This is a genomic window from Pseudomonas sp. Tri1 (assembly GCF_017968885.1).
Taxonomy (GTDB): domain Bacteria; phylum Pseudomonadota; class Gammaproteobacteria; order Pseudomonadales; family Pseudomonadaceae; genus Aquipseudomonas.
Window position 1 is genome coordinate 4,514,394 of the sequence record NZ_CP072913.1, and the last position, 26,679, is coordinate 4,541,072.

Sequence of the window (26,679 nt, forward strand, 5' to 3'; positions counted from 1 at the left end):
AAATAAACAGAGAGCGTGCGACAGCCCGAACAGTGCTTGGTTTCAACACCACGACCATCAGCCTGCCTGCCCCAGGAGAAACCGGCAGTTTGCCTGACCCAACCGCTCTGTTCAGGCATGAATCGTGACTGAATATGAACGACGCTCAGTAAACGTCAATGTAATCAAAGGGTGGATTTGGCCAGTTGTCTTTCAGCGCATTGTAAATCTGCATGACCCAGACCTCGTCACTGGCCGCGACTCGACCGACGTAGCCCGACCCTTTGGCCCACGTTTCAAGACGAAACAGCAAGCCATCGATGTCGACGCCACCCACCACCCCCGAAGACAAATAGGCGATCCCTCCCTTGGTCACACGCAATTGGGTGTGCTCGTCATCACTGGCAGAAGCGAGCAACTGACGAACAGACTCAAGGGTCAACCCATCAGGCGCGTTCAAATCGATCTGCACGGCAGGGCTCCTTCAGAAGTCAAAAAAACAAGTGTCGCACAGCCCTCACCCGATGCCTAAGTCGCAGTGCCAAACCCGCTGCAAAAATGGTTAACTCCGCCTACAGACCTCCCAACTCGCGAGCCCCACCATGAGCACCGTCAGCATCGAAGTCACCATCAATGCCAAATGGTCAGAGGGACACAGCTCCTACAGCCCCAGTACCGCGGAGGAACTGGCAATCATTGGTATAGACCTGTTGGTCAAGGAGCTGGGAACGGAGGCCGCGCAGAAATTCATCCAGCAGGCGTTCGAGCGATACCCGAACGTCACCGAAACGGTTGAGTGAAGCTCGAGCACCCGCAGGCCATGGCCTGCGGGCCCGCCGCGAGGCAAGTTACTTGAGGCGTGCCAGACGCTCGGTCAGCAGGTCGAAGAACCCCTGGGCATCACCATTCTCCACCCAGAAGGCGTTCTTGGGCGCCTTCAGGCCGTCGTACCAGTCGACGATGGTCTGCCCGAAAGTCGGGCCTTCGCGACTGTCCACCACCAGGTTGACCGAACGACCGGTAAACAATTGCGGCTTGAGCAGGTAGGCAATCACCGTTGCGTCATGCACCGGCCCACCCGTCATGCCGTAGTGCTCCATATCGCCCTTGACGTATTCGTTGAGGATATCGCCCACCAGCTTGCTGGCGTTGTTGTTCAGCGCGGCGATCTGCTTGAGGCGCGCTTCGCTGGTGAGGACCTTGTGGGTCACGTCCAGGGGCAGATACGTCAGCTTCAGGCCGCTTTTCGCGACGATCTCCGCCGCCTGTGGATCGGCGAACAGGTTGAATTCAGCCACCGGCGTGATATTGCCACCATTGAAATGCGCACCGCCCATGATCACCACTTCCTTGATGCCCTGGACGATGTCCGGCTCCTGGATCAGCGCCAGGGCCAGGTTGGTCTGCGGACCGAGCATGGCAATGGTGATGCTGTGGGGCTTGGCAGCCTTGAGGGTGTCGATCAAGTAGTTGACGGCATTGCCCTCGGCCAGCCCCTTCTTCGGCTCGTGCACGGTGACACCCGACAGGCCTTCCTTGCCATGGATGTTTTCCGCATAGATTGGCGTGCGCATCAACGGTTTTGGTGCACCGGCATACACCGGCACGTCTTCGCGCCCCGCCCACTCCCGTGCCAGGCGAGCATTGCGGGAGGTCTTGTCCAATCGCACATTGCCGGCGACCGTGGTCAGCGCACGGATATGCAACTCTTCAGGGGACGCCAGGGCGAACAGCAGCGCCACCACGTCATCGGCCCCAGGGTCGGTGTCGATGATCAAGTCGATTTTTTCCGCCGCCTGGGCGCTTGTAGCGGTGATCAATGACAAAAGCAGCAGACTCCGGACCAGTTGGTGCATTTTCTGGGCATAGCGGTGCATGGCGCACTCCTTGTGCAGGTTGACAGGATTAGAACGTGACTCCAGCGATCAGTACGATGTTGCAGTACGGCGAACATTCTCCGGTGCGGATAATCGCCCGAGCCTCACGACTGAGGATCTTGAACTGTTCATGGCTGACGCGCTCCCGCGTCCCCAGCGCACCTTCGGCGTGCAACACCTCCAGCGTCGTCAGGGCCGACGGTTGTTTATCGAAGATTTCCTCGGCCAGCACATGGCGTTCGACCTGCATTTCGCTGAGGACTACCTTCAAGGTACTGACAAAATCGGGAATGCCATGGGTCAGCGCCAGGTCGATCAATTCGACCCCGGGCGGCACCGGCAGACCAGCGTCACCGATGACCACCTTGTCGCCGTGACCAAGGGAGGCGATCAGCCGCGACAGTGCCACATTCAACAACGGCGTTTTTTTCATGATTTGAAAGCCTGTACTTCCAGCAAGGTGGGGATGGAGGGTTGCGCGCCTGCGCGAGTGACCGACAGCGCTGCGGCGACCTGGCCGAAACGAATCGCTTCGACCTCGTTTTGGCCGCCGGCCAGGGCAGCCGCAAAGCCGCCGACAAAGGTATCCCCTGCCGCCGTGGTGTCCACGGCCTTGACCAGCGGCGCCGGAAAGTGCTCGAAGCTCGAGCCATTAGCGAACATCAGCCCCTGGGCACCCAACGTCACGATCACCTTGCCGGCACCGGCGGCGATCAGGTGCGTCGCGGCAGCTTCGGCGGTTTCCAGGGAGTCCACCTCCAGCCCGCTCAGGACCGCCGCTTCGCTTTCATTAGGGATCAAATAGTCGACGTAGGCGTACCAGTTGGGCGGCAACGCATGGGAGGCCGGCGCCGGATTGAGGATGACCGTCTTGCCCAATTCGCGACCGCGCTTGAGGGCATGACCGACAGTGGCGTCCGGTACTTCGAGCTGGCAAATGATGACATCGGCGCTTTGCAGCACCTCATCGAAACGGTCCAGGACCTCCGGCGTCAGCACACCGTTGGCACCGGCGACGATCACGATCGCATTCTGACTATTGTCATCGACGACGATCAGCGCCACGCCACTGGAGCCATCCACCACGCTGACCGCCTGGCAATCGATGCCCTCGGCCAGCAGCGCCCCGCGCAATTGCTGGCCGTAGGCATCGCTGCCCACGCAACCGACCATCGACACCTGCGCCCCCAAGCGCGCGGCGGCCACAGCCTGGTTGGCGCCCTTGCCGCCCGCAATGGTGGAAAACGACTCACCGATCAGCGTCTCACCGCCCCGGGGCAGCCGTGGTGCCCGGGTCACCAAATCCATGTTCAGGCTGCCTACTACCACTACTTTTGCTGGCATACATCACTACTCTTCAATTCGGTTCAGCGGTATTGGGCGAACGCACCGGACAACGGTGCGGTCGACTCACGCAAGACAATGCTGGGCGTCACGATCCGCTGATCGGTGGCAAGCGCCGGCGTGGCGATCCGCCGCAACAGCACTTCGGCGGCCATCTCACCAAGCTGCAGGATCGACTGCCCCACTGTGGTCAACGCCGGGTAGACATAACGGCTCATCTGGATGTCATCGAAACCAATGACCGACAGTTCGCTGGGCACGCGTACGTTACGTTCGGCGGCGGCGCGCAGCACGCCAATGCCGATCATGTCGTTGGCCGCAAAAATCGCGCTCGGCGGCTGCTGCTCAAGCAGTTGGGCGGCGGCGCGGTAACCACCGGGGCTGGTGAAATCGCTTTCAAGCATGCGCTCGACAGGCAGCTCGATCCCCGCCTCTTTCAGCGCCCGGCAGTAACCGGCCAGACGCATCTGCGCCACGCTGGTGTCCGCCGGCCCGCCGATAAAAGCGATATCGCGGTGCCCCAACTCCAACAGGTGCCGGGTCGCCAGGTAGGCGCCGTACTCATGGTCGATGCGCACCAGGTCCGCGTCAACGCCGTCGAGCCCACGGTCGACGATGACCATGGGCGTGCGCACATTGGCCAGCCCTTGCGCCAGGCCGACGTCGCCGCCGGCGGACGCGACGATCAAGCCGTCGATGCGTTTTTCCAGCAGCACTCGCAGGTAACTGCGCTGCTTATCCGGGTTGTCGTCGGAGTTGCACAGGATCACGCAATAGCCGTTGCGCTCACAGTAGTCCTCAATGCCCCTGGCCAATTCGGCGAAGTACGGGTTCAGACTATTGGGTACCAACAGGCCGATAGTCGCCGTGGTCTTGGCCTTGAGCGAGCGAGCCACGGCACTGGGCACATAGTCGAGGCGCTCGATCGCAGCCTCGACTTTGAGTCGCACTTCTTCGCTGACCGGCCGCGTCTTGTTCACCACGTGGGACACGGTCGTATAGGAAATCCCCGCGAGCGCCGCCACATCCTTGATCGTCGCCATACTTCAGGCCCGCCGACTGGCGCGCTGGCTGCGATAAGTGTCGAGCACCACTGCAACCACGATCACCGCCCCGGTAATGATGCGCTTGGTCGGCTCGGTGGCGCCGATCTGCGCCAGGCCCGCCGCCAGCACGGAGATAATCAGCACGCCAAAGAAGGTGCTGATGACCGAACCGCGCCCGCCCATCAGGCTGGTACCACCGATCACCACGGCAGCGATCACCTGCAACTCAAGCCCTGAGCCGGCATTCGGATCCGCCGCCTCCAGGCGGGAAATCTGGAACAGCGCCGCCACACCGGCCAGCAACCCCATCAGACTGAATACCAGGATCTTGTAGGGCTTTGGATTGATGCCCGCCAGACGCACGGCTTCTTCATTGGTGCCGATGCCGATCAGGTAGCGACCGAACACGGTGCGGGTCAGCACTGCCTGGGCAATGAAGATCACCAGCAAGGCAATGATGAACGAGGGCGAAATGCCGAAGGCGATGGGGTTGGACAACCAGGCGAAGGAGTCGCCGATATAGGCCGTACGCGAACCGGTCATCTGGTACGCCAGGCCCCTGGCCATTTCCAGCACGCCGAGGGACACGATGAAGGATGGAATCCGCCACGCCACGGTTATCGAACCGGTAACGGTCCCCGCCAGAGCCGCCACGGCCATGCCAAGCAATGCCGACGGCCAGACGCTCCAGCCCCAGCCGAGAACGGCCACGCTCACCGTCGATGCCGCCAGTGCCAGCACCGAGCCCACCGACAGATCGATACCGCCAATGATCAGGATGAAAGTCATGCCGACCGCCAGCACCATCAGGTCTGGAATCTGGTTGGCCAAGGTGCTGAAGGTGTCATAGGACAGGAAATGGCTGCTCAGTGCCGAGAACAGCGCGACCATGGCCAGCAACGCGCCGGCCAGGCCCAAGTAGGTACCGAGGCCATAGAAGTTGCCAGTCGATTTGCCGACGGCGGATGCGGTTTTCATGAAAGATCCCTAGGCGCTGCTTCGTTGAGCAACGCATCACGTTTCTGGTAGCCGGCGAATGCGGCGGCAAGCAAGTCATCCTGGGTCCAGCTGTCGCGCTCGAAGGTGTCGATCAGGCGCCCGGCGGACAACACGCCGATGCGGTCACAAATCAGCATCAGCTCCCGCAGGTCACTGGATACCACGACCAGCGCCTTGCCCTGGCGAGTCAACTCACCGAGCAGTGCATAAATGTCGAATTTGGCGCCGACGTCGATGCCACGGGTCGGCTCATCAAACAGCAGCACCGAGCAATCGCGTTCGAGCCAGCGACCGATCACCACTTTCTGTTGATTGCCGCCCGACAGCTCGGACACCAACTGCGTCGGGCTGGAACTGCGGATGCGCATGGCGTCGATCTGCCGCTGAGCCAATGCCAGCTCTTCGCCGCCATTGACCAAACCAGCGCTGGAAATCTCCGGCATGTTACCCAGGGCAATGTTCGCGGCGATGGATTGCGTCAGTAGCAGGCCTTCGCCCTTGCGGTCCTCGGTAATCAGGGCGATGCCATGGCCCACCGCATCGGCCGGGGAGCGAATGCTCACCACCTTGGCCGGCGAGCCCAGCGCCACGGTGCCGCTGTCGGCCGCATCGGCGCCGAAGATCAACCGCAAGAGCTCGGTGCGCCCTGCCCCGATCAAGCCGGAGATGCCGAAGATCTCGCCGCTGCGCACTTCAAAGGACACATCACGGACCTTGTCCGAACGCGTCAGCCCTTTAACCGTCAGGGCCGGCGCGCCGATCTGGCGAGGACCTAGGTCGATGTGCTCGCCCAGCTCCCGCCCGACCATCAGTGTGACCAGTTGCTCGCTGTTGTAATTGGCCATCGGCTCGACGCAAACCAGGTTACCGTCGCGCAGAACCGCAATGCGTTGGGCCACCCGCGCCAATTCTTCGAGACGATGGGAAATGTAGATGATCGACACGCCCCGAGCCTGCAGGCGAGTGATCTGCTCAAAGAGCATCTCGACCTCCCGGGCCGTCAGCATGGCGGTCGGCTCGTCGAGAATCAGCACATGGCAATCGCCGATCAGGTTGCGGGCGATCTCGACCATCTGCTGGTGACCGATACCCAGCTCCCCCACCAGGGTGTCGGGATCGATCGCATCGAGCCCTACCTGGGCCATGGCTTCGATCGCCGCCTTGCGCAATTGCTTGCGACTGATCCAGCCGCCACGGCTGGGCAGGTTGTCGAGAAACAGGTTTTCGGCCACGGAAAGGGTCGGCAACAGGTTGAGTTCCTGCATCACCATCCGCACCCCCAGCTCTTCGGCCTGGGTACGGCTACCGGGACGATAATCCTGTCCTTGGAACTGCATCTGCCCGGTCGTCGGCGTCACCAACCCACCGATGATCTTGGACAAGGTGCTTTTACCAGCGCCATTTTCCCCGGTCAGCGCCAGCACCTCCCCGCGCATCAACGTCAGGTCGATACCGCTCAGTACGGGCTGGGCATAGGTCTTGCCGATGCCGCTGACAGAAAGGACAGCGTTCGGGTCGCAAACGGACATAAAAAACTCTCCATGCGCTCGCCCGGATGGGCGAGCGTCATTGTGTCGCCAGGATAACTACTTGGTCACCAGCTCGACCGGAGTTTCGATAACGCCGTTGGTACCGCTGTCGACTTTTTCGCCCTTGAGAATCTTCAAGGCCGTCTCGATACCGAATACCGCTTGCTTGGCAGCGAACTGGTCGGCAGTCGCCAGGACGCGACCGTCCTTGAGCATGGGCTTGATGGCATTGATGTTGTCGTAACCGACCACTTGCACCTTGCCCGCCTTGCCAGCCGCGCGCACTGCCGATACCGCGCCAACCGCCATGCTGTCGTTACCGGCCAGCAGTGCCTTGATGTTCGGGTATTCGCTGAGCATCGACGCGGCAACCTGGTTGCCCTTGTTGATTTCCCAGTCGCCGGACTGCAGGGAGACGACCTTGATCTGCGCGGCTTCCATCGCATCCTTGAAGCCCGCAGTACGCGCCTGAGCATTGGTAGTGGTGGACACACCTTCGATGATGCCGACCTCGTCACCGGCCTTGAGCTGCTTGGCCAGGTACTCACCCACCAGGCGCGCGCCCTTGCGGTTGTCCGGACCTACGAACGGCACGTTGATGTTCTTGCTCTTGACCACGGCCGGATCGAGCTGGTTATCGATGTTGATCACCGTGATGCCAGCGTCGACGGCTTTCTTGATCACCGGCACCATGGCCTTGGAGTCCGCAGGCGCGATGATCAGGGCATCGACCTTGGACACGATCATCTGTTCGACGATACGGATCTGGTTGGCGGTGTCGGTTTCATCCTTGATCCCGTTGGAGATCAGGTCGAAATCAGCGGAGTGTTCCTTCTGATAAGCCTTGGCGCCGTCTTCCATGGTCAGGAAGAATTCGTTGGCCAGGGATTTCATGACCAGGGCGACCTTGGGTTTTTCAGCGGTCTGGGCGAATGCCGAGGAGAAAGGCAACGCAGCGGATGCGGCCGCGAGCATGGCAACAGCGAGAAGGCGTCCAGCGAATGGCAACTTCATGGGTTCACTCCGATCTTATGATTATTGTGAGCAAATCATCGCACGGAACGCCGCGCAAACGTTTGCGTGAAATGAACTATGGTAAGGCTTCGCGGATTTGTCAACGTTGCGGTTTTATCCGCAACGTCCAGGCATCAGGCCGTTGTATTGACCATTACCCCTGAACTGGCCCCCTTCGCCAGTTCTGTGACCAAACGGCCGGTGACCTCCAACAATGCACCACTGGTATCGGCAATTTGCCCCTGGACCGCCATGACCGCCGAGGTCTTGGCTTCCGCGGTCGGATAAGCGCGCGCCTGCGCGGCAGCCAACTGTTGTTGCTGCTCCCTGAGCTGTTGCTGAAGCTCCTGCATTCGCTTGAGCAATATCTGGACGGCAATGCTCTGGGTGCTGCCGCTCTCTTGCGCCTGATCGGTCGCTTCAGCCCCCATATTCGTACGGACCTTGCCGGGCGCTTGCGTTTCGCCCAAGGCCTCATCGGCGGCCTCGGCACCCGCCTCGCTCAAAGCCTTCAGGGTGGCTGCGGATTGACCGCCAATGGTCACGGCCGCCGCATTGGGAAAGCCGACAGAAAACGACATAACAAAACTCCATGGATGGGATTCCTACACAGAACATCGCCCGCCGAGGCAATTTCTTTAGCCCTCGCACCAATCCGTCGCAGGCCAGAGCGGTGGATCCACCCGTTTATGCCTACCAATAAAAAATTCCTTTCTCCTACACCAAAACGAAAAAAGTGCTGTCAGACGATTTTCTTGAATTTTAAGCAGTTGCGTAAATGCCTACGGTTAAATACTGTATGCACGTACAGCTTAATAAGGATAATCCTGTGGCCACGCCCTCCGCTGCAACTACCCCTTTAGATTCCTATACGCGACTCGGCCTACGGGTCTCGAAAATCATCAACTCCCCCACCGCACAGAAAGCCAAGGCAGCCCTGATCTTCCGTCTTCCCGACGAGCCTGTGGATGAGTGGGAGCGCTTGCTGGAAGAAATCGACGAGAACGACAACGTGACCCTCGCCTATCGCGACGACGGTGGCGTGCAGGTTTTCTGGGTTGTGCCGAAGGAAGATTGAGCCTGATGATCGTACGTTGTTTTGCTTTATTGCTCGCCTTCGTCGCCTTGGGGGCACAGGCCGGCGCCCCCCGCACCTTCAACGAAGCCAAGAAAGTCGCCTGGAAACTCTACGCACCACAATCCACCGAGTTTTACTGTGGCTGCAAATACACCGGCAATCGCGTGAACCTGCAAGCCTGCGGTTATGTACCGCGCAAAAATGCCAGGCGCGCCGCGCGCATCGAGTGGGAGCATATCGTCCCGGCGTGGCAGATCGGTCATCAGCGTCAATGCTGGCAACAAGGCGGTCGCAAAAACTGCACCCGCTATGACCCGGTCTATCAACGGGCCGAGGCCGACCTTCACAACCTGGTGCCGAGCATCGGGGAAGTGAATGGCGATCGCAGCAATTTCAGTTTTGGCTGGCTGCCGGTACAAACGGGTCAGTACGGCTCCTGCCTGACCCAGGTGGATTTCAAGGCCAAAAAAGTCATGCCTCGGCCTTCCATCCGGGGAATGATCGCCCGGACGTATTTCTACATGAGTAAACAATACGGCCTGCGCCTCTCGAAACAGGACCGGCGCCTGTATGAAGCCTGGGACAAGACCTACCCGGTACAAAGCTGGGAACGCCAGCGTAACCAGAGCGTGGCGTGCGTCATGGGACGCGGGAACGAGTTCGTCGGCCCGGTGGATATGAAGGCCTGTGGTTGATCCTCACATTTGTGAACAGCGCAAATCGACTGTGGGAGCGAGCTTGCTCGCGATAGGGGCATGCCAGTCAACATCGACGTTGGCTGATCCGGCGCTATCGCGAGCAAGCTCGCTCCCACAGGTTTTGTGGTTCGACTGACTTTTTTGTCCCGCCCGATTATTGGGCGCTCGGGTAATCCACCACCTGCAATTCGATGTTGCGCTTTTTCGCTCGAACCAGAGCGGCAGAGACCTCTTCCTGTTTTGCTTCAGCTTCGGCCTTGGCATTGAAAGGGCCGACCAGGACGCGGTCCTTGCCGTTTTCTCGCACCACGTTGGACATGAAACTGTGCTCAAGGAGCCACGCGGTCAGGTCGCTGACAGCCTGCGGAGTCTCGCCTCGAACCTCGACGCCCCACTGCGGCGCAGAGGCAGCCGCGGGTGTGGAAGCCGCCACCGATTTCGGCTTCGGTGCCTGGACATCACGCCCTTCACCACACCCAGCCAGTACCAGTACCGCGATAACCCAAGCCAATTTGCGCACAACGTTTTCCCCTGGAAGACATGAGGCACGGATTTTAGCACCTCACATCCACCAAGAACGCCGCAAACAATGCTCAAAACACGAGAATCCTGTCCGGCGTCTCTGTATAGTCGCACCCTGGGAATTAATGCTGCGTCTGCGCGTCAGAAAGAGGCACCCACATTGTGACACTTAGCACTAATCTATAAGCAGTACCGACATCTGCACTGTCTGAATCAGGTGCCCTATAAAGCAATCAAGGAGAACACCATGCTGATACTCACCCGCAAAGTCGGTGAAAGCATAAACATTGGTGACGACATCACGATCACCATTCTGGGCGTGAGTGGCCAACAAGTCCGGATCGGCATCAATGCCCCGAAAAACGTTGCGGTGCATCGCGAAGAAATTTATCAGCGCATTCAGGCAGGCCTTACCGCCCCCGACAAACCGCAGACTCCCTGAGCCTTGCGGTAGTCCGTAGCCAGCCCGTTCGCATCGCCGCAAGGCTGGCTAAAGATTCCAGGCAGACCGTGCCGTACCCTGCTTCACCCCGCCTTTGATTTTTCGTCCAGCCCGTGAAACCGATACTACTGGCATGGCAAGTAGCATGGCTGTCAGACGTTTCGTTTTAATGGCAGCGAAGCGGGCGTACGCGACCGATCAGCTCATGCTTGCGCCCCGGGCCATACCGGTGGCGGCGATCACCATCAGGACCAGCAACAAGGCTTCTATGTGGCTGACCCGGGCAAACCGGCCGGCCTTCGATGGATCGATCGTCCCCCCTTTGCCCAGCGCTATGCGCCATTTGATCAAGGCGATCATCGGCGCAATTTCAAGCAGCAGGATCAACAGGAACAAGGTCATCTTCAGATGAAACAGGGGTTGGTGCAGGTAATAGTCCGAGCCCTTTTCATAGCCACCAAAAGCGCGCATCCCACCGGTCACCAGCAGCACCAGCGCCGACAGCCCCCACACGTTATCCGCCATCAGCACGTTTCGAACCGCATCCGCACCGCCCGCCAAGCGTCGTAGCGCCGTGCCGCGCGTCAGCACCGCCCAGAACCCGAGGGCGAACGCCAGAAGATGAATTGCCGCCAGAGACCAATGAGCCAACATGGAAGAGCCCTGTCAGAGAACGTCGAATCGACCTGACAGTACTAGCTCATAAAACGATGATTGCCAGACCTGGCATGCAAAAAACTGTGGGAGCGAGCTTGCTCGCGATGGCGGTGTATCAGTCGACAAAAATGTTGTCTGACACTTCGCTATCGCGAGCAGGCTCGCTCCCACAGTGGTATTGCGTAAGACTTCAGTCCGCCAAACGCCAGGTCGTCCCGCCCTTGCCGTCTTCCAGCACCACGCCCATGGCGGTGAGCTGGTCGCGGATCCGGTCGGATTCGGCCCAGTCCTTGTTGGCCCGCGCGGTCAGGCGCGCCTGGATCAATGCGTCGACCTCGGCGGCATCCACACGGCCTTCGGCACCGGCTTGCAGGAATTCGTCAGCCTCAAGCTGCAACACGCCCAGCACGCTGGCCAGCTCCTTCAGACGCGCCGCCAGCCCCGCCGCCGCATTGAGATCGCTCTCTCGCAGGCGGTTGATCTCGCGCACCATCTCGAACAGCACCGCGCAGGCTTCCGGCGTGCCGAAGTCGTCGTTCATCACCTCGGTAAAGCGTGCAACGAACGCTTCGCCGCCGGCCGCCGGCACATTCGGCAAGCCTTTCAACGCATGATAGAAACGCTCCAGGGCACCCTTGGCGTCCTTGAGGTTGTCTTCCGAGTAGTTGATGGCGCTGCGATAGTGGCTCGACACCAGCAGATAACGAATGACTTCCGGGTGGTACTTTTCCAGCACGTCGCGGATGGTGAAGAAGTTGTTCAAGGACTTGGACATCTTCTCGCCGTTGATCCGGATCATGCCGCAATGCATCCACGCGTTGGCGTAGGTCTTGCCGGTGGCCGCTTCGCTCTGGGCGATTTCGTTTTCGTGGTGCGGGAACTCCAGGTCGCTGCCACCACCGTGAATATCGAAAGTCTCGCCCAGGCAGCAGGTAGACATCACCGAGCATTCGATATGCCAGCCCGGACGCCCGGCGCCCCACGGCGACTCCCAGCTCGGCTCGCCCGGCTTGGCAGCTTTCCACAATACGAAGTCCAGTGGGTCCTGTTTCGACTCATCGACTTCGATGCGCGCACCAATGCGCAGGTCTTCGATCTTCTTGCGCGACAGCTTGCCGTAGCCCATGAACTTGGCGACGCGGTAATACACGTCGCCATTGCCCGGTGCGTAGGCATAGCCCTTGTCGATCAAGGTCTGGATCATGCTCAGCATGCCAGGAATGTGGTCCGTGGCACGGGGTTCCAGGTCCGGCTTGAGGATATTGAGGCGCGCCTCATCCTCGTGCATGGCCTTGATCATGCGCTCGGTCAGCGCATCGTAAGGCTCGCCGTTTTCGCGGGCACGGTTGATGATCTTGTCTTCGATGTCGGTGATGTTGCGCACGTAGGTCAGGTCATAACCGCTGAATCGCAACCAGCGGGTCACCAGGTCGAACGCCACCATGCTGCGACCATGGCCAATATGGCAGTAGTCGTACACAGTCATCCCGCAGACATACATGCGGACCTTGTTGCCATCCAGCGGCTTGAAGACTTCTTTGCTCTTGGTGAGCGTGTTGTAGATCGTAAGCACAGGGTTTCCCTTAAGACTTGATCACTGACCCCAGGAATCGCGCAAGGTCACGGTACGGTTGAATACCGGAGCACCAGGTTTCGAGTCCTTGATATCCGCGCAGAAGTAGCCTTCGCGCTCGAACTGGAAACGGTCTTCCGGCTGTGCGTTGCCCAACGAAGGCTCGGCACGACAACCAGTGAGTACTTGCAGGGAGTCAGGGTTGATGTTGTCCAGGAAGCTGGCGCTGTCTTCGGCCTTCTCCGGGTTCGGCGAACGGAACAGGCGATCGTACAGACGCACCTCGCACTCGACGCTGGCAGCAGCCGGCACCCAGTGGATCACGCCCTTGACCTTGCGACCTTCCGGGTTCTTGCCCAGGGTGTCGGGGTCGTACGAGCAACGCAGCTCGACGATGTTGCCGTCGGCGTCCTTGATCGCTTCGTCAGCGCGGATCACATAGCTGCCACGCAGGCGCACTTCGCCGGTAGGCTCCAGGCGCTTGTAGCCTTTTGGCGGCTCTTCCATGAAGTCTTCACGGTCGATGTAGATTTCCCGGGCGAACGGCAGGACGCGCACGCCCATGTCTTCTTTCGGGTGGCGCGCCAGCTCGAGGTTCTCGACCTGACCTTCCGGGTAGTTGGTGATCACGACTTTCAGCGGACGCAGCACGCACATGGCGCGCGGGGCACTGTGATCCAGGTCGTCACGGATGCTGAATTCCAGCATGCCGAAATCCACCACGCCGTCGGAACGGTTGGTGCCGACCATTTCGCAGAAGTTGCGGATCGATTTTGGCGTGTAGCCACGACGACGGAAGCCCGACAGCGTCGACATGCGCGGGTCGTCCCAGCCATTGACGTGCTTCTCGTCCACCAGTTGCTTGAGCTTGCGCTTGCTGGTGATGGTGTAGTTCAGGTTCAGGCGGCTGAATTCGTACTGGCGCGGATGGGCCGGCACCGGCAGATGCTCGAGGAACCACTCGTACAGTGGACGATGGCTCTCGAACTCCAGGGTGCAGATCGAGTGAGTGATGCCCTCGATAGCGTCCGACTGGCCATGGGTGAAGTCGTAGTTGGGGTAGATGCACCACTTGTCACCGGTCTGGTGGTGATGGGCATGACGGATGCGGTACATGATCGGGTCGCGCAGGTTCATGTTCGGCGAGGCCATGTCGATCTTGGCGCGCAGCACCCGTGCGCCATCCGGGAATTCACCGGCGCGCATGCGGGCGAACAGGTCCAGGTTCTCTTCCACGCTGCGATCACGGAACGGGCTGTTCTTGCCCGGCTCGGTCAGGCTGCCACGGTACTCCTTGGCCTGCTCGGGGGTCAGGTCGCAGACGTAGGCGTTGCCGGCCTTGATCAGCTCCACCGCCCAGTCGTGCAACTGGTCGAAATACTGCGAGGCGTAGCGCACCTCACCGGACCATTCGAAACCCAGCCACTTGACGTCGCTTTCGATCGCGTCGATGTATTCCTGGTCTTCCTTGGCCGGGTTGGTGTCGTCGAATCGCAGGTGCGTGACGCCGCCGAACTCCTGGGCCAGGCCGAAGTTCACGCAGATCGACTTGGCGTGGCCGATGTGCAGGTAGCCGTTGGGCTCCGGTGGGAAGCGAGTGACGATCTGTGTGTGCTTACCCGAGTCCAGGTCCGCCTGGATGATCGGGCGCAGGAAGTTGACCGGCACGGCCGGGCCGGTCTTGGAATTCGAGGTAGGGTCGACAGTGGGCTTGCTCATAGGATCCTTGAACATACAAGTGCGCGGCCGGGTGCGGCCTGATAAATCAAAGCCCGTATCATAGCCGATGCTGTCAAGCAGCTGACAGGCCAGGTCGGTAAACGATTGAATTTAATCGACGACCAGATGAAAAACAGCCTCGAAATTCGTGCCTGGCGCGCTAAACTGCCCAGCCTGGCCCATTAGCGGCCAGACCGGTTGCGGGCATCACAGCCCCAAAACCCACGAATTCCTTGAAAGAGTACCGATCATGACCCAAGTCAAACTGACCACCAACCACGGCGACATCGTCCTGGAACTGAACGCTGAGAAAGCGCCGCTGACCGTTGCCAACTTCGTTGAATACGTCAAGGCCGGCCACTACGAAAACACCGTGTTCCACCGTGTCATCGGTAACTTCATGATCCAGGGCGGCGGTTTCGAGCCAGGCATGAAAGAAAAGAAAGACAAGCGCCCAAGCATCCAGAACGAAGCCGACAACGGCCTGCCGAATGAAAAGTACAGCGTCGCCATGGCCCGCACCATGGAGCCGCATTCGGCCTCCGCACAGTTTTTCATCAACGTGGCGGACAACAGCTTCCTCAACCACAGCAGCAAGACCACCCAGGGCTGGGGCTATGCCGTGTTCGGCAAAGTGGTTGAAGGCACCGACGTGGTCGACAAGATCAAAGGCGTCTCCACCACTTCCAAGGCCGGCCACCAGGACGTCCCTGCAGAAGACGTGATCATCGAGAAAGCCGAGATCATTGAGTGATACTGCTGATTTCAGATTTGCATCTGGAAGAGGAGCGCCCGGACATTACCCGGGCGTTTCTGGATTTACTCGCCACACGCGCCCGCTCGGCGCAAGCGTTGTACATCCTGGGCGATTTTTTCGAAGCCTGGATTGGCGACGATGCCATGACGCCGTTCCAGCGTTCCATCTGCCAGGCCCTGCGCGAATTGAGCGACAGCGGCACGGCCATTTTCCTGATGCACGGCAATCGCGACTTCATGCTGGGGCAGGCCTTCTGCAAAGCGGCCGGCTGCACCCTGCTCAAGGACCCGAGTGTCGTGCAGTTCAACGGCGAGCCGGTGCTGCTGATGCACGGCGACAGCCTCTGCACCCGCGACGAAGGCTACATGAAACTGCGGCGCTGGCTGCGCAACCCGCTCACGCTGTTCATCCTGCGCCACCTGCCGCTGGCCAGCCGCCGCAAACTGGCGCGCAAACTGCGCAGCGAAAGCCGCACGCAGACGCGGATGAAAGCCAATGACATCGTCGACGTCACGCCCGAAGAGATCCCGCGGATCATGCAGCAATACGGCGTGAAGACCCTGATCCACGGCCACACCCATCGCCCCGCCATCCACAAGCTGCAACTGGGCGAACACGCCGCCCGGCGCATCGTGCTGGGGGATTGGGACAAGCAAGGCTGGGCGCTGCAGGTGGATGAGCAAGGGTTTGCGTTGGCGCCGTTTGGTTTTGGCAATGCGCAGTTGGCGTTGCCAAGCCATTAAAGAACCCATGAGATCCCTGTGGGAGCGAGCTTGCTCGCGATAGCGATGTGTCAGTCGACATCAACGTTGACTGTCATGCCGCTATCGCGAGCAAGCTCGCCCCCACAGTGGATTGCATTTCACTTCTGAATCAGTGCCCCGCCGACGCAGGCCCCGCCTTCGCCGCAAACGGCGGCTTCGCCAGCCACACCAGCACAATCAAACCCATGAACGCCCAGCCCAGCAGCGTGAAGTAATCCACGGTGGAGAGCATGTACGCCTGGCTGGTGAGGACCTGGTCAAGCCGGGCATAGGCCGGTGTGCTCGCGCCGCCGAGCTGGTTGAGCGCCTCGCGGGTGGCCGGTTCGAAGGTGCTGATGCTTTCGCTCAGGTAGGCATGGTGCTGATCGGCGCGGCGGATCCAGATCCAGGTGGTCAGGGATGCGGCGAAGCTGCCGCCCAGGGTCCGCAGGAACGTCGCCAGCCCGGCGCCGTCGGCAATCTGGTGCGGCGGCAGGTCCGACATCAGGATGCTCAGGGTCGGCATGAAAAACAGCGCCACGCCGATGCCCATGAACAATTGCACCAAGGCGATGTGCTGGAAATCCACCTCGTTGGTGAACCCGGCGCGCATGAAGCAGCTCAGACCGATGGCCAGAAACGCCAAGCCGGCCAACAGACGCAGGTCGAACCGGTGGGCGTACTTGCCGACAAAGGGCGACATCAACACCGGCAGGATGCCGATGGGCGCCACCGCCAACCCGGCCCAGGTGGCTGTGTAACCCATCTGGGTCTGCAACCATTGCGGCAGGATCAGGTTGATGCCGAAGAAGCCGGCATACCCCCCCACCAGGACGATGGTGCCGATGCGGAAGTTGCGGTAGGCGAACAGCCGCAGATTGACCACCGGATGACGGTCGGTCATTTCCCAGATCACGAACACCGCCAGGGCAATCAGCGAAATCACCGCGCCAATGATGATGAAGTTCGACTCGAACCAGTCCAGGTCGTTGCCCTTGTCGAGGATCACCTGGAGCGCACCGACCCCGATGATCAGGCTGATCAAGCCGACGTAATCCATCGGTTGGTAGCTGGTGACGACCGGCCGCGCCTTGAGCTGCTGACGCACCACCATCACCGCAAAGACCCCGATGGGCACATTGATGAAGAAGATCCACGGCCAGCTGTAGCTGTCGGTGATCCAGCCACCGAGGATGGGCCCGGCAATTGGCGCTACCACCGTGACCATCGCCAGCAACGCCAGGGCCATGCCGCGCCTGGCCGGTGGGTACACGGCAATCAGCAAGGTCTGGGTCATCGGGTACAACGGCCCGGCCACCAACCCCTGGAGCACGCGAAAACCAATCAGCTCCGGCATCGAGGTGGAAATGCCGCACAGGAACGAGGCGAGCACGAACAGCATCGTCGCCCACAAAAACAGCTTCACCTCGCCAAACCGACGGCTGAGCCAGCCGGTCAGCGGCAGCGCGATGGCGTTGCTCACCGCGAACGAGGTAATGACCCAGGTGCCCTGCTCCGAACTCACGCCCAGGTTGCCGGAAATCGTCGGCAAGGCGACGTTGGCAATGGTGGTGTCGAGCACTTGCATGAACGTCGCCAGCGACAGCCCGATGGTGCTGAGCAACAGGCTGGGCGGCGTGAAAGACGCGTTATTGCTCATTGCGAAAATCCTATGAAGCGAAACGGATATGACAAAGTTCGCGGAAAAGTCCCAGTGGGATGAGGGACAAAAACTGTGGGAGCGAGCCTGCTCGCGATGGCGGCGTGTCAGTCGCCATCAACATTGGCTGATCCGCCGCTATCGCGAGCAGGCTCGCTCCCACAGGTTCAAGCAGTGACTGACAATCCGTTGATCCTCAGCGCTGGGCAGTCTTGCTGGCAACCGCGCTGTTTTCGTGGATCAGCCGCGTGATCATCGCGTCAGCGTCGGCCAGTTGGCGGTCGTAGACCTGGGTGCTGAACGAGGCTTTTTGCGGCGGCTGCTGGGCCAGTACCGGGCCGCTCTGGTCGTGCAGGTTGACGCTGACCTGGGTCGACAGGCCAACCCGCAGCGGATGCTTGGCCAGTTCCTGGGCATTGACATGAATGCGCACCGGCACCCGCTGGACGATCTTGATCCAGTTACCAGTGGCGTTCTGCGCCGGCAGCAAGGCAAACGCACTGCCGGTCCCGGCACCGAGGCTGTCGATGGTGCCGCTGTATTTCACATCGCTGCCGTACAGATCAGCTTCGATGTCCACCGGCTGACCGATGCGCATGTCACGCAACTGGGTTTCCTTGAAGTTGGCGTCGATCCACAGCTGATCCAACGGGATCACCGCCATCAGCGCCGTGCCCGGTTGCACCCGTTGGCCCAGTTGCACGGTGCGCTTGGCAACATAACCGGTGACCGGCGCGATCAAGGTGCTGCGGGCGTTGGCCAGGTAGGCCTGGCGCACTTGCGCGGCGGCGGACTGCACGTCGGGATGGGACGACACCACCGTGTCATCCACCAGGGCGCTGGTGGTCTTGAGCTGTTGCCGGGCATTGGCCAGGGCGTTCTGCGCCGAGGTCAGGTCGTCGCGGGCGTGGGACAGTTCTTCCTGGGAAATCGCCCCGCCGGCCGCGAGATTTTTACGCCGGTTGTAGTTTTCCTGGGCCTTCTGTACCTCGGCCTCTTGCGCGTTGACCTGCGCCCGCATGCCGTCGACGTTGCTGTACAAGCCACGCACCTGGCGCACGGTACGGGCCAGGTTGGCCTGGGCACTTTGCAACCCGACCTGGGCATCGTTCGGATCGAACTGCACGAGCACCTGGCCCTCACGTACCAGGTCACCGTCGTCGGCGCCGATACTCACCACAGTACCGGTGACCAGCGGCGTGATTTCCACCACATTGCCGTTCACATAGGCATCGTCGGTGCTTTCGCTCCAGCGACCATACAGCTCATGCCAGCCCCAGACGCCGAGGCCCGAGAGAATGACGATCAGCGTCAGTGTCACCAACATGACCTTGCGCTTGCGTGGGTTGCTGCTGTCCTGCGCATTTTCGGTTTGAGTCGTTTCGGCAGTGGCCATGACAAGTACCTCGAAATCAGTTATTCGGCGTGGTGGAGGCCGGGGTGGCCGAAGCCAGGGTCTCGGTCTGGAAACCACCGCCCAGGGCCTGCATCAGCTGGATCGACAAATCGATCTGTTCGGCATTCAGGTTCGCCAGTTGGCGCTGGGACTGGAGCAGTTGCTGCTCGATGCTCAGCACGTCCAGGTAATTACCGATGCCCGAGCCATAACGCTGGACCACGGTGTCGTAGGAGTTGCGGGCAATATCGGTGGCGTGTTGCTGGGCACCGATCTGCCGCGCGATGTCTCGCAATTGGTTAATGGTGTCGCTGACATCCCCAAGGGCCTTGACCAGGCTCTTGTTGTATTGCGCCACCGCCAGGTCGTAATCGGCGTCCCGGGCATCCAGGTCCGCCCGCAGGCGGCCGCCATCGAAGATCGGCAGCGACACCGTCGGCGCCACGTTGAAGAAGCGGCTGGCCGAACCGAACATCGCATCGCCCAGCAGCGACCGTACCCCCGCCGCCGCGCTCAGGTTGAGGTTGGGGTAGAAGTTGGTCTTGCCGGCCTCGATGTCCTTGCTTGCCGCCTCGACCCGCCAGCGCGCCGCGACCAAGTCCGGACGCCGTCCCAGCAATTCGGCCGGCAGGTTCGACGGCAAGGCCACCGCGCTGGCTTGCAGCACGTTGGGCCGGGCGATTTCATTGCCGCGATCCGGACCTTTGCCCAGCAGCACCGCCAAGGCGATTTTCGCGCTTTGCAGGCGTTTCTCCGCGTCTATGCGGGTCGCGTCGGCACTGGCTTCCAGGCTTTCGGTCTGCTGGAACTGATATTCGCTGTCGATCCCGGCGTTGAGGCGGCGCTTGCCCAGGTCGAGCATCTGCCGGGTACGCTTGAGGTCCTCGGCGGCCAGGTCATAAATAATGTGGGCCTGGCCGAGGTCGCTATAGGCCCGCGCCACGTCGGCGGCCAGGGTCAGTTGTGCGGCCTGGCGATCGATTTCAGCGGCGCGGGCCTGGCCCAGGGCCGCTTCCCAGGCAGCGCGCTGGCCGCCCCAGAGGTCAAAGTTGTAATTGAAATCCACACCCAGCGTTCGCAAGGTACTGTAGGCGCCGCCCTGCCCTTGCGGGTCTTGGTCACGGGACAGACGCGAACGGCTGGCGCCGCCACTGGCATCCAGGGTCGGCAGGCGCGCGGCATTGGCGGCATAGGCTGCGGCACTGGCCTGATGCACTCGGGCGCTGGCGATCTGCATGTCTGGGCTGTCGCGCAGGGCTTCGCGGATCAAACCGTCGAGCTGCGGGTCGCCGAGGCTTTTCCACCAGTCGCTTTTCGGCCACGAGGCTGGCGACAACGTGACCCCGTTCAGGGATTGCCCGGCCTTGAGGCTCTGGGCTTCAAGGCTGACCCCTTCGGTCTTCAGACCGCTGTAGCTGGCACAGCCGGCCAGGCTCATCGCCAACAGCACCAAGCTCAAGCGGGCACGCAAGGTTTTACGAATCATTTGTCCCCCATTCGCAGCACTGTGATGGGATCACCGGCGGCGAGCAGAATTTTCTTGAGGATCTGTTCGAGGGCTTGCAGCTCCTCGCGGCTGATGGCGCTGGCCAACTGGTTCATGGCGTCGGCACCGATGTACGGCAGGCGATCGGCGAGGGCCTGGCCCGCTTCGGTCAGCACCAGTCGCACTTGCCGGCGGTCTTCGGCCGAACGTTGGCGAACCAGGAAACCTTTCTGCTCCAGGCGATCGAGCATCCGCGTCATTGAGCCGCTGTCCAGGGACAGGTACCGGCACAGCTCGGCCGGCGTGTCGATGCCGTGCTGGGCCATGATGATCAACACCTTGAACTGCGCGGCGGTGATCCCGACCGGCTCCATGTGGGTATCGATGATCCGGTCCTTGAGCAGCGCGGCGCGGCCGAGCAGCATGCCGAGCTGGCAATTGTGGAATTCGTCTGGGGTGAAATGCTTCATCTGACCACCGTTTGCTGCCTAGGCAGTGAATGTATGTCGAGATATTACTGCTTAGGCAGCAAATGTCAAACAAATAGATAGGCTGCTATGTACTAACAGACAAAATGCAGACAGACCTGTGGGAGCGAGCTTGCTCGCGATAGCGGTGGATCAGCCAACATGGATGTCAACTGACATACCGCTATCGCGAGCAAGCTCGCTCCCACAGGGTTTGGGGGGAAGGTTTAGAAATCGCGCTTGTAGAAAATATCCAACGAACTGGCGACGCCGCTGGCAGCTTCGAGGTAGACCTTCTTGCTGAGTTTGTAGCGCAGGGCAATGGTGTTGGCCGGTTCGAACACGCCGACGCCGTAGCGCAGGCTGAGTTTTTCCGAGAGGTTGCCGCTGGCCACCACGCTGGTGGTATCGCCGCTGCCCTGGGTGTCGAGCTGGAAGTCCTCGATCCCCAGGTTATTGGCCAGGCTGGTGGTCACTCCCGAGCTGCCCATCAGCCCCAGGCCCAACGCTGCCTGGGCGAGCATGTTGTTGTCCTCGCCCGTGGTGCTCAGCGGTCGGCCCAACACCAGGTAAGACAATGCCTGCTCCTGGCTCATGGCCGGCTCCGAGAAAATCTGCGTGGTCGGCTGCTCGGCGCTGCCGCTCAAGCGAATACCGGCGATTACGTCGTCGGTCTGGCGGATCGCTTCGATGTCCAGGTAAGGCTGGTCGATGGGCCCGGCGAACAACAGCCGCGCCCGACGCACCGTCAGCCGTTGTCCGTAGGCCCGGTAGCGACCGTCGTTGAGCCAGAGCTCACCGCGGGTGTCCATGTTGTCGCCGATGTGTACCTGCCCTTGCACGTTGGCCGTCAGGCCGAAGCCTGAAAAGGCGAGTTTTTCCTGGCCGACGATCACATCGATGTCCATCGCCATGGCGATCGGCGTCGTGCCTTCTTCAGTCTGGTGGCCGACGATCACCGTGTCATCCGACACCTTGACGGTCGAGGGCGGCAATTCGCGGATGGTGATCTCGCCTTTGGGTATCAGGACCTTGCCGGCGATGGAAAGCCGCTCGCCCTGCATCGTGATAGTGAGGTCGGGCGCCACGTCCAGCACTGCATAAGGCTCGACGGTGACCGGCAGTTGCGAACCCTTGAGGGCCAGGTTCATGGACAGGGCCTCGCCCCAACCGATGTTGCCACTCAGGCTGCCCTGCCCGCTCTTGCCACTTTTCCAGTCGCCGTTGAGCCGTACCGTTTCACCGGCAATCATGGCCCGCACCTGCAGGGCTTCGAGGCTGACCGGCAATTCCGGGCCAGACACTTCGCCGTCACTGAGCACCAGGTTGCCGTTGACTTGGGGCGCGAGCAAACCACCGGACAACGTCCCGCTGCCGTTCAAATGGCCGGTCAGGGTTTCCACCATCGGCACAAACGGCCGGGCCACCGACAGGTCCAAGCCGGTCAGGCGGAACGAGCCAGTCAGCGGCTTGCTGGCCGGCAGCGGATTGATCTGTGCCTGGAGCATCAGCTCACCGAGCTTAGCGCCGACGAAATTCAGGTGGGTGTCGATGCGCTTGGGGGTCAGGCGACTGTCCAGCGTCAAAGTCTGGTATGGGAAGTCCACCCAGTGCTCGTTGTCGCGCGCCTTGTCTCGAATCCGTAAGGTTCCGCCACTGGCATCCACCAGGATCCGCCCACTCGGGCCGCTGGCCGGCAGGTCCAATTGCAGGTCAGCGTTGAGCTGGCCCTGCCAGGCAAAATCCTTGGGCATCCACTGGGCCAGGCTTTCGATGGGAAATTGCTTGAGGTGATAACGCAGCTTCGGTTCCGGCATCAGGCGCTGGTCTTCACCACACAGGCTGGCCGGGCCGGAACGCCAACAGTGAGCGCCCACGTTGAGCGTGCCATTGGCCAGGCGCTCCAGCTTCGCCGGGGCTTGCAGGCGCCAGGCTTGACCGCCGACCTGCACCTCGCCGCTGGCCAAACGCCCGCGCCAGTTGCCCTGGTCGAGGGCGCCATCGAGCGCCAGAGTGGTGTCGAGCTGCGGCCCTTGCAGGTCCAAGGTGAGTTTTTGCTGCTTGATATCGCCCTGCCCGCTGACCGTGAGCACACCTAGAGAGGTTTCGCCGGCGCGGATGCCGCTGGCCTTGAGATCGACTTTTCCCCGTTGCGCACTGTCGAGGGTCGCGTCCAGGTTCAGGCTTTGCAGGCGATTGTCCTGGAACGCCAATTGCGAGCCTTGCAGGCCGAGCTTGCCTTGCGGAGCCTTCAACGTCCCGGCCACATCGATACGGCCCATGACTTGGCCGCGCAACTGCGGCCAGAGCTGGGCCAGGCGCGCGAGCTTGATGTCGACCTGGCCGGTGAGTTTCTGTTGCAGGCTGCCGGTGCCGTTGATGCGGTTATCCCCCAGGCGGATGTCCAGGGCGCTGAGGTTCCACTGCTCGCCGGCGCCGCTGGCCTTGGCCTGGAACAGCGCCGGTTGCCCGCGCAGCTTGCCCTTGAGGTCGAGGTCGGCATCGAGGCTGAGACTGTCGTCCTTCAGCGACCCTTTGCTGCGCAACGGCCCGGCCAGGGTGCCGGGCAGTTCACCAAGCCAGTACGCCGGGTTGATGGCCGACAACTCCAGCGCCGTATCCCAGGCGATGCCCTCGGCAAATTGCAGGTCCAGGTGCCCTGCGGCCTTGCCCTGCCCGGCCGCGAGCTCAAGCTGCGGCAAATGGATTTGCGTCAAGTCGCCGCTGAACGGGCTGCCCAGGTTGAAGGCCCCGGCGGGTCCGTCCAAGGCAGCCTGGAAATTTCCCAGGTATTGACCATCGGTGTACGAGACTTCGCCACTGAAACTGCGCAACGTCACCTGCGGCTCGTCAATCAGCGGATAGAGGCGATGCCAGGGGAAATCCAGCCAGGCGATTTTCGCCTCGGCGCTAAGGCCTTCGCGCCAGTCCAACTGGCCGGTGAGTTTCAGGCTTTGCTGGTCGCCGGCGTCAAGGTCCAGACCGGCGATCTGTGCACCATTGGCATCCACCTTGCCTTGCAGCAGCAACGCTACCGGTCCCTTTTCGGCAGGCAGCGTGGCCTTGCCGAGCAGTTGATAGCCGTTCTTCAGGTCGCCTTCGCCGGTCAGTTCCAGCTGATTGAGCATCAGGGTGTCGGGCAGGTCGGCACTGGCCTTGAAGCCGTCAGCGGTGATGCGCACCTTGGCCGGCAGGTTGTCCGCCAACGGTTGCAGCTCACCGATGAGTTGGCCTTGCAGGTAACCGCTGCTCAGTGCCTTGAGGTTTAGGGTTTTGAGCAAGTTGCCGTCGATGTCCAGGTCCAGCGCCCAAGGTGTTGCACCTGGCGCGGGCAAGGTCAACAGCCCTTTGGCCTTCAACGGCCAGTCGCCGCCTGGTTTCAACAAGCCGGACAACGTCAGGCTCAGTTCGTCGCGCTGCAATTGCACCGAGTCGATCTGCAAGCCTTCGGCGGTCCAGTGGGCGACCAGTTGCAAGCCCTTGAGCTGTTCGCTGCCATTGAACAACAGGCTACCCACCTGCACCTCACCCAACTCGATGGCCACCGGCAACTCCAGGTCCGGCAAGCTGATCGGCGCGCTGCTCGGCTCATCGACTGACGGCGGCAATTGCAGGCTGACCTTGTCAGCCTTGAGCTGTTCGATGCACAGCGTCATGCGCATCAGGCACAACGGCGACCAGGCGAGGATCACCCCGTCGAGTTCTACCCGCTGGCTGTCTTGTTGCCACAACACATGCTCGGCACTCCATTGGCCGCCCAGTCGCCCCTGGAAATTCTCCGTGCTCAACCCCGGTATCAAGCCGAGGGTCCAGCGACTGCCCCATTGAGTGCCCAGCATGGCACTCAAGGCCAGCACTATCAGCACCAGCAACGTAGCGAGCGCCAGCAGCGTTATCTTCAAACCACGACTCACAGCTCGGGCCCCATGGAAAAGTGCAAACGAATACCGCCCTCGTCGTCCAGCGCATGGGCCAGGTCGAGGCGGATCGGGCCCACCGGCGACACCCAGCGCACGCCGACGCCCACGCCGGTCTTGAGGCTCGGCAGTTCAAGGCTGTTAAAGGAGTTGCCCTGGTCGACGAAGGTCGCCAGCCGCCATTTCTCGGCGATTGAATATTGATATTCGAGGCTGCCGGCGACCATGTAGCGACCGCCGATGCGATCGCCCTCGGAGTTTTCCGGCGACAGGCTCTGGTAGTCGTAACCGCGCACACTCTGGTCGCCCCCGGCAAAAAAGCGCAGGGACGGCGGGATCGATCTATAGCCATTGGTGGCGCTGCCACCGACCTGGGCCCGGGCCAGCAGGCGATGTTTGTCGAACACCGTGGTCAGGCCCTTGACCATGGCCGTGCCATATAAAAGGTTGTTGTCCGAGCCAAGCCCTTCCTTGGCGAGCTTGGTGTCGAATTGCAGGCGATAGCCGTTGTGCGGGTCAATGCGGTTGTCACTGCGCAGGTAGGAATAGCTGACGCCGGGCATCAGCAAGGTACTCAAGCCCGAATCGTCGCCGAGGCGATACTCCTCCCGCTGCCACTTGAGCGACACCACCCGTTGCCAACCGCTGGGCAACTTGCTGTGCCATTCAAGGCCCACGGTCAGCAGTTTGCTGAGACTGTCGGTGTCGGCCAGCTCTTCATATTGATAACCGCCGGCGTAGCGCAGCTTGTCGGTCAGCGGCGGGTCCAGTGGCACGTCGTACCACAGGCCGACGTTCTGCCGCGGCGCCGACACTTCCGTCTCCCAGCCATAACTGTGGCCCTGGGCATTGACCCAATGGCGAGTCCAATTGGCCTTGGCCCGTGGGCCGACGTCGGTGGAAAACCCCAGGCCCAGGCCCATGGTGCGCGGCTTGCGGGTGTCGAGCTTGACCGCCACCGGAATCACGTTATCGGTGGCCGCAGTGGGCGCCGCATCTACCCGGACGCCCTCGAAATAACCACTCGATTGCAGGGCCTGGTTGAGCTCGGCAATCAGTTCGGAGTCGTACGCGGCGCCCGCCTTGAACGGCACCATGCGCTGCAACAGCTCTTCGTCTATCGGAGTGTCGCCTTCGAAGTGCACGGGCCCCAGGGTGTAGCGCGGGCCGCTGTCGTAGATCAACTCGATGTCGGCGACACCCGCCTGGGGGTCCACGCGCAATGTCTGGCTGACAAAACGCCCGCTGAAAAAGCCATAACGCGAAGCCTGATTCAGGATCTGCCGCTTGGCGTCCTCGTAACGGCCGTGGTTGAGCACCGCGCCCGGCTTGAGGGCCGCGTTGTCGGGGACGCGAAAGGCTTTGAGCGAGGCCGCCGGGCCGTCGATGCGCACGGAGACATTACGCAAGTGCACAGGCTCGCCGGGGTCGATGGTCAGCACCAGGCGCGGCACCTTGCCGCCCTTGACCTCGCTGTCGATCTGCGGCTGGTAATAACCCAAGGCCTGGGCGGCCTTGCGCGCCTGTTCCTCGGCACCGCGACTGAAGCGCAGCAAGGCTTCTTCGTCACGGTCACCTACACCGCCGATGTAACCTTCTACGTTGGCCTTGAGTTCGTCGTTGGACGGCTTGACCCGTACATCCAATTCACTTTGTGCCAGCGCCGCACAGCTGAGGGACAGCAAGAGCGCGCCACTGGTCATTCGTCCTGGGAAATTCATGGCGCGGATGCTATCACGAGCTTGGAAGCCTGATAGAGCCAGACATTTCCCAAAA

At 61.2% G+C, this 26,679-nt stretch carries 25 protein-coding genes; 6 read left to right on the plus strand and 19 right to left on the minus strand.

From position 1 onward, the window contains the following. Positions 1–145: 145 nt before the first annotated feature. Positions 146–451, minus strand: coding sequence for a hypothetical protein (locus J9870_RS19355; protein WP_109754693.1), 306 nt, complete (start codon positions 449–451; stop codon positions 146–148). Positions 452–581: 130 nt separating this feature from the next. Here J9870_RS19355 and J9870_RS19360 point away from each other — a divergent pair, with 130 nt between their 5' ends. Beyond that, positions 582–779, plus strand: coding sequence for a hypothetical protein (locus J9870_RS19360; RefSeq protein WP_210639547.1), 198 nt, complete (start codon positions 582–584; stop codon positions 777–779). A 48-nt stretch (positions 780–827) separates the two neighbouring features. On the opposite strand, the gene J9870_RS19365 is transcribed toward J9870_RS19360, so the two are convergent. The 8 genes from J9870_RS19365 to J9870_RS19400 all read right to left on the minus strand — a co-directional run bounded on the left by J9870_RS19365 (position 828) and on the right by J9870_RS19400 (position 8,369). Further along, a complete protein-coding gene (locus J9870_RS19365) occupies positions 828–1,856 on the minus strand; it encodes a nucleoside hydrolase (protein WP_210639548.1) in 1,029 nt (342 codons plus the stop codon). A 28-nt stretch (positions 1,857–1,884) separates the two neighbouring features. Further along, entirely contained in the window at positions 1,885–2,289 is a 405-nt protein-coding gene (gene rbsD / locus J9870_RS19370; RefSeq protein WP_210639549.1) for a D-ribose pyranase, read from the minus strand. Further along, positions 2,286–3,200, minus strand: a complete 915-nt coding sequence (gene rbsK / locus J9870_RS19375; RefSeq protein ID WP_210639550.1) for a ribokinase — start codon at positions 3,198–3,200, stop codon at positions 2,286–2,288. The genes rbsD and rbsK overlap by 4 nt, the downstream gene beginning before the upstream one ends. A gap of 23 nt (positions 3,201–3,223) precedes the next feature. Next, entirely contained in the window at positions 3,224–4,243 is a 1,020-nt protein-coding gene (locus J9870_RS19380) for a LacI family DNA-binding transcriptional regulator (RefSeq protein ID WP_210639551.1), read from the minus strand. 3 nt (positions 4,244–4,246) lie between these two features. Beyond that, entirely contained in the window at positions 4,247–5,224 is a 978-nt protein-coding gene (locus J9870_RS19385) for an ABC transporter permease (protein ID WP_210639552.1), read from the minus strand. Then, positions 5,221–6,774: a sugar ABC transporter ATP-binding protein gene (locus J9870_RS19390; protein WP_210639553.1), complete on the minus strand. Its 1,554-nt coding sequence runs from the start codon at positions 6,772–6,774 to the stop codon at positions 5,221–5,223. The genes J9870_RS19385 and J9870_RS19390 overlap by 4 nt, the downstream gene beginning before the upstream one ends. 57 nt (positions 6,775–6,831) lie before the next feature. Beyond that, positions 6,832–7,788 carry a sugar ABC transporter substrate-binding protein gene (locus tag J9870_RS19395; RefSeq protein WP_210639554.1) on the minus strand — a complete coding sequence of 319 codons (957 nt, stop codon included), beginning with the start codon at positions 7,786–7,788 and terminating at the stop codon, positions 6,832–6,834. Positions 7,789–7,922: 134 nt separating this feature from the next. Further along, positions 7,923–8,369 (minus strand): hypothetical protein, encoded by a 447-nt coding sequence (locus J9870_RS19400; protein ID WP_210639555.1) that lies wholly within the window; start codon positions 8,367–8,369, stop codon positions 7,923–7,925. 197 nt (positions 8,370–8,566) lie between these two features. Here J9870_RS19400 and J9870_RS19405 point away from each other — a divergent pair, with 197 nt between their 5' ends. Both J9870_RS19405 and J9870_RS19410 read left to right on the plus strand, forming a co-directional pair. After that, positions 8,567–8,866, plus strand: coding sequence for a DUF1654 domain-containing protein (locus tag J9870_RS19405; protein ID WP_176689649.1), 300 nt, complete (start codon positions 8,567–8,569; stop codon positions 8,864–8,866). 5 nt (positions 8,867–8,871) lie between these two features. Then, positions 8,872–9,561, plus strand: a complete 690-nt coding sequence (locus J9870_RS19410) for an endonuclease I family protein (protein ID WP_210639556.1) — start codon at positions 8,872–8,874, stop codon at positions 9,559–9,561. A gap of 157 nt (positions 9,562–9,718) precedes the next feature. Here the strand turns inward: J9870_RS19410 and J9870_RS19415 are convergent, their stop codons facing one another. Next, positions 9,719–10,084 (minus strand): SPOR domain-containing protein, encoded by a 366-nt coding sequence (locus J9870_RS19415; protein ID WP_210639557.1) that lies wholly within the window; start codon positions 10,082–10,084, stop codon positions 9,719–9,721. A 249-nt stretch (positions 10,085–10,333) separates the two neighbouring features. Here J9870_RS19415 and csrA point away from each other — a divergent pair, with 249 nt between their 5' ends. Then, positions 10,334–10,528, plus strand: a complete 195-nt coding sequence (csrA, locus tag J9870_RS19420; protein WP_003179932.1) for a carbon storage regulator CsrA — start codon at positions 10,334–10,336, stop codon at positions 10,526–10,528. Between the two features lie 198 nt (positions 10,529–10,726). Here the strand turns inward: csrA and J9870_RS19425 are convergent, their stop codons facing one another. From J9870_RS19425 to J9870_RS19435, 3 genes are all read right to left on the minus strand, one after another. Further along, the gene (locus J9870_RS19425) at positions 10,727–11,182 is read right to left on the minus strand and encodes a DUF2214 family protein (RefSeq protein WP_210639558.1); all 456 of its coding nucleotides are present in this window, start codon (positions 11,180–11,182) and stop codon (positions 10,727–10,729) included. Between the two features lie 193 nt (positions 11,183–11,375). Next, positions 11,376–12,758: a cysteine--tRNA ligase gene (cysS, locus tag J9870_RS19430; protein ID WP_135846218.1), complete on the minus strand. Its 1,383-nt coding sequence runs from the start codon at positions 12,756–12,758 to the stop codon at positions 11,376–11,378. 21 nt (positions 12,759–12,779) lie between these two features. Next, positions 12,780–14,477 (minus strand): glutamine--tRNA ligase/YqeY domain fusion protein, encoded by a 1,698-nt coding sequence (locus J9870_RS19435; protein WP_210639559.1) that lies wholly within the window; start codon positions 14,475–14,477, stop codon positions 12,780–12,782. Between the two features lie 250 nt (positions 14,478–14,727). Here J9870_RS19435 and J9870_RS19440 point away from each other — a divergent pair, with 250 nt between their 5' ends. Beyond that, positions 14,728–15,231, plus strand: coding sequence for a peptidylprolyl isomerase (locus J9870_RS19440; protein WP_210639560.1), 504 nt, complete (start codon positions 14,728–14,730; stop codon positions 15,229–15,231). Continuing rightward, positions 15,228–15,977 carry a UDP-2,3-diacylglucosamine diphosphatase gene (lpxH, locus tag J9870_RS19445; protein ID WP_210639561.1) on the plus strand — a complete coding sequence of 250 codons (750 nt, stop codon included), beginning with the start codon at positions 15,228–15,230 and terminating at the stop codon, positions 15,975–15,977. The genes J9870_RS19440 and lpxH overlap by 4 nt, the downstream gene beginning before the upstream one ends. 130 nt (positions 15,978–16,107) lie before the next feature. Here lpxH and J9870_RS19450 read toward each other — a convergent pair whose 3' ends face one another. The 6 genes from J9870_RS19450 to J9870_RS19475 form a co-directional block, all read right to left on the minus strand. Continuing rightward, complete coding sequence (locus J9870_RS19450; protein WP_210639562.1) at positions 16,108–17,637, minus strand: DHA2 family efflux MFS transporter permease subunit; 1,530 nt, start codon at positions 17,635–17,637, stop codon at positions 16,108–16,110. Positions 17,638–17,833: 196 nt separating this feature from the next. Beyond that, the gene (locus J9870_RS19455) at positions 17,834–19,033 is read right to left on the minus strand and encodes an HlyD family efflux transporter periplasmic adaptor subunit (protein WP_210639563.1); all 1,200 of its coding nucleotides are present in this window, start codon (positions 19,031–19,033) and stop codon (positions 17,834–17,836) included. A gap of 16 nt (positions 19,034–19,049) precedes the next feature. Next, positions 19,050–20,519, minus strand: a complete 1,470-nt coding sequence (locus tag J9870_RS19460) for an efflux transporter outer membrane subunit (RefSeq protein ID WP_210639564.1) — start codon at positions 20,517–20,519, stop codon at positions 19,050–19,052. After that, positions 20,516–20,989 carry a MarR family transcriptional regulator gene (locus J9870_RS19465; protein ID WP_210639565.1) on the minus strand — a complete coding sequence of 158 codons (474 nt, stop codon included), beginning with the start codon at positions 20,987–20,989 and terminating at the stop codon, positions 20,516–20,518. The genes J9870_RS19460 and J9870_RS19465 overlap by 4 nt, the downstream gene beginning before the upstream one ends. A gap of 224 nt (positions 20,990–21,213) precedes the next feature. Continuing rightward, entirely contained in the window at positions 21,214–24,900 is a 3,687-nt protein-coding gene (locus J9870_RS19470) for a translocation/assembly module TamB domain-containing protein (RefSeq protein ID WP_210639566.1), read from the minus strand. After that, positions 24,897–26,624: an autotransporter assembly complex family protein gene (locus tag J9870_RS19475; RefSeq protein WP_210639567.1), complete on the minus strand. Its 1,728-nt coding sequence runs from the start codon at positions 26,622–26,624 to the stop codon at positions 24,897–24,899. Before J9870_RS19475 ends, J9870_RS19470 begins: the two co-directional genes overlap by 4 nt. Between the last annotated feature and the right edge of the window lie 55 nt (positions 26,625–26,679).